Origin of the sequence: Bradyrhizobium sp., from assembly GCF_030697065.1 — a bacterium.
In the GTDB taxonomy this organism is placed as follows: Bacteria; Pseudomonadota; Alphaproteobacteria; order Rhizobiales; family Xanthobacteraceae; genus Bradyrhizobium.
The window spans coordinates 1-3,538 of record NZ_JAUYQU010000168.1 but is presented as its reverse complement, the minus strand read 5'-3'; the positions used below and the strand labels follow the sequence as shown (position 1 = coordinate 3,538).

The window sequence follows — 3,538 nt, the reverse complement described above, 5'->3', positions numbered from 1 at the left end:
GTGGGTGTGGTTCAGTTCCATGGTCATGCTGTTGCCTGCAATGCGTCGTCGAAAATGGCCACCGCGCGGGTCCAGCCGGCCGAGGCGCCGCGGATCTTGTGCGGGAAGCAGGAGATGAAGAAACCATCGGCCGGCAGGCTCTCGAGGTTGTGCATCTTCTCGATGTGGCAGTAGCCGATGTCGCGCCCGGCCTTGTGGCCTTCCCAGATCAGGCTGGCGTCCTTGGTCTCCGCGTATTTCTTCGCGGTGTGGACGAACGGCGCATCCCAGCTCCAGCCGTCGATGCCGGTTAGTCGTACGCCGCGCTCGAGCAGATACATCGTCGCTTCATAACCCATGCCGCAGCCTGACGTGACGTAATCCCGTTGGCCGTATCTGGTCCCCGCGCTGGTGTTGACTACGACGATTTCCAGCGGTGAAAGTGTGTGGCCGATGCGCTTCAGCTCGCTTTCGACGTCCTTTGCCGTTGCGACATAGCCGTCCGGAAAATGTCGGAAGTCCAGCTTCACGCCGGGTTGCAGGCACCATTCCAGCGGCACTTCATCAATGGTCCACGCCCGCTCGCCGCGGTTCATCGTGGGATGAAAGTGCCAGGGAGCATCGAGATGAGTGCCGTTGTGGGTGGAGAGCTGGACCTGCTCGACCGCCCATCCTTGCCCGTCGGGCAGATCCTCGGCTTTCAACCCCTCGAAGAACTGCATCATGCGCGGCAGGCCCTGCTGGTGATCGATGTACTGGATAGCGGGTTGTCCACCCGGCGGATCGGCAGGCACGTCGTTTTGCAGCGGCACGGAAATGTCGATCAACTTTCGCGCCATGGCGCTTCCTTTCGGTTTTCGGATAATCATCGCCCGGTATGGTGCCGCGACAGGACTCTGGGAGGCAAGCGCCATTGCTGGCAGTAAGAGCGCAAATCTTCCCGCCATTTTCAACTCCGGGGGTCTTCGCATTACCCCCGCCAGCTAAATCTAACGGCAACCGGGATGGGCTGTCGACGATGGATCGAGGCCTCGATCCCGGAATAAAACAGGATATCAGGGTGCCGAAATCAGCGTTTAATGCGGCGCGTGGCGGTAAATTGCACTCGGCGGCTCCGGCTTTTGATGATAGCAATCGGGGCATGAACCAGCAGCCAAGAATTGACATCCGGCATTCCACCTGTCCGCACGATTGCCCGTCGGCCTGCGCCCTCGATGTCGAGGTGATCGACGGCTCCAGCATTGGCCGGGTGCGTGGCTCGAAGTTGCAAACCTACACCGCCGGCGTCGTCTGCGCCAAAGTCGCGCGCTATGCAGAGCGCATTCATCATCCCGACCGGCTGATCCATCCAATGCGCCGAACCGGCCCGAAAGGCTCCGGCCAGTTCGTGCGGATTTCGTGGGACGAAGCACTGGACGAAATCGCCGCGCGGTTCGACGCGGCCGAGCGTGAATTCGGCGCCCAATCGGTCTGGCCCTATTACTACGCCGGGACCATGGGCCTCGTAATGCGCGACGGCATCAATCGCCTTGCCCACGTAAAGAAGTATTCCCGATTCTACCAGACGATCTGCGCGAATGTCGCGCGGGTCGGATTCGCCATCGGCACCGGCAAGATCGCCGGCGTCGATCCGCGCGAGATGGGCGTCTCCGATCTCGTCGTGATCTGGGGCACCAATCCGGTGAACACTCAGGTAAATGTGATGACGCATGCAATGCGTGCCCGCAAGGAGCGCGGCGCCAGGATCGCGGTGGTCGATATCTACAACAACGACACGATGAAGCAGGCCGACATCAAGATCATCCTACGGCCGGGTACGGACGGCGCTTTCGCCTGCGGCGTCATGCATGTGCTGTTCCGTGAGGGTTATGCGGATCGCGCCTATATGGAGCGCTATACTGATTGCCCCGGCGAACTCGAGACCCATCTCAAAACCCGCACTCCGGAATGGGCCTCCGCCATCTGCGGTGTCCCCGCCGAAGAGATCGAGGCGTTTGCCCGTTTGGTCGGGGTGACGAAACGATCGTTCTTCCGCCTCGGCTATGGTTTCACCCGCAGCCGCAACGGCGCGGCACAGATGCATGCGGCGCTGTGCATTCCGGCGGTGACCGGAGCCTGGCAGCACGAGGGCGGCGGCGCGTTTTTCAACAACTATGCGATTTGGAAATTCGACGAATCCATCATCGAGGGTCACGACGCCATCGATCCAACCACACGGGCCCTCGACCAGTCCAGGATCGGACGCATCCTGACCGGCGATGCCGAGGCGTTGCACAACGGGCCGCCGGTCAAGGCCATGCTGATCCAGAACACCAACCCGATGACGGTGGCGCCCGAGCAGACGCTGGTACGGCAGGGCTTTGCGCGCGAGGACCTGTTCGTGGCGGTGCACGAGCAATTCATGACCGAGACCGCCCAAATGGCCGATATCGTGCTGCCGGCGACGATGTTCATGGAGCACGACGATCTCTACTACGGCGGCGGCCACCAGCATATCTCGGTTGGCGCCAGATTGATCGAGCCGCCCGGCGAATGCCGCTCCAACCATGAGGTGCTGCAGGGCCTTGGCCGACGGCTCAATGCCGTGCATCCCGCCTTCGAGATGACGCCCCGCGAACTGATCGATGCCACGTTGAAGAAAAGCGGTCACGGCGACATCGAAAGCCTGGAGGCCGATCTGTGGCGCGACCTCCAGCCGGATTTCCGCACCTCGCATTATCTCGACGGCTTCGCGCACGCGGACAACAAGTTCCACTTCAAGGCTGATTGGGCCCATCCGCCTTTCGGAATCGCCGGCATGGGTCCGTGGGAGCAAATGCCGTCGCTGCCGGATCACTGGACCATCATCGAGGAAGCGGACGAGGCGCATCCGTTCCGGCTGGCCACCAGCCCCTCGCGCAGCTTCCTCAACACCAGCTTTAATGAAACGCCGTCGTCGGTTGCGCGCGAGGGCGCGCCCTCGGTGATGATCCACCCCCTGGACGCCGCTTCGCTCGGAATAGCCGATGGCGACGCCGTGTTGCTGGGCAACACGCGCGGCGAGACGACGTTGAACGCCAAGCTGTTCGACGGTCTTCGCCGCGGTGTGCTGATCGCGGGATCGATCCAGCCGAACAAGGCGCACATCGGCGGCCGCGGCATCAACACTCTGACCGGCGCCGAGGCGATCGCTCCGATCGGCGGCGCGGCGTTCCACGACAACAAGGTGTGGATAAGGAAAGCTGCGCCAGCCACTGCGCGCAAGAACTGATCCGACTTGCGGTCCACCGTCATCCAGCGGCAAAAGTTTGCAAGCTAATGAGCAAAACAGGCGAGTGGGGCGATGACCGACAACAACAGCGTGATACGTGAAAAGCGCGGGGCTGCGTTCTGGATCACCATCAACCGACCGGACAAGCGCAACGCCCTCAATGGCGAGGTGATCGCCGGTATCGCCAGGGGGTATCGCGACGCGCATGACGACAAGGACGTGCGCGTCATCGTGCTGACCGGGGCCGGCGACAAGGCGTTCTGCGCAGGCGCCGACCTGCAGAACAGCGGCGCCGCCTTCGCGATGGAT

Annotated in this window: 3 protein-coding genes; 2 read left to right on the top strand and 1 reads right to left on the bottom strand. The window is 62.2% G+C overall.

Annotation, left to right across the window (positions count from 1 at the left end; genetic code table 11):
• Positions 1-23: 23 nt before the first annotated feature.
• Positions 24-818, bottom strand: coding sequence for a cyclase family protein (locus Q8R73_RS13060; RefSeq protein WP_305719962.1), 795 nt, complete (start codon positions 816-818; stop codon positions 24-26).
• Positions 819-1,120: 302 nt separating this feature from the next.
• On the opposite strand from Q8R73_RS13060, the gene Q8R73_RS13055 reads away from it, so the two are divergent.
• On the top strand, positions 1,121-3,229 hold the full coding sequence (locus tag Q8R73_RS13055; RefSeq protein WP_305719961.1) for a molybdopterin oxidoreductase family protein: 2,109 nt from the start codon (positions 1,121-1,123) through the stop codon (positions 3,227-3,229).
• Between the two features lie 72 nt (positions 3,230-3,301).
• A partial coding sequence (locus Q8R73_RS13050; RefSeq protein WP_305719960.1) for an enoyl-CoA hydratase-related protein occupies positions 3,302-3,538 on the top strand: 237 nt, incomplete at its 3' end.

What these genes read in the sequence shown, in the direction of transcription:
- Q8R73_RS13055 (WP_305719961.1), top strand. Translation starts at nt 1,121, where the DNA reads ATGAACCAGCAGCCAAGAATTGACATCCGGCATTCCACCTGTCCGCAC.
- Q8R73_RS13060 (WP_305719962.1), bottom strand. Translation starts at nt 818, where the DNA reads ATGGCGCGAAAGTTGATCGACATTTCCGTGCCGCTGCAAAACGACGTG.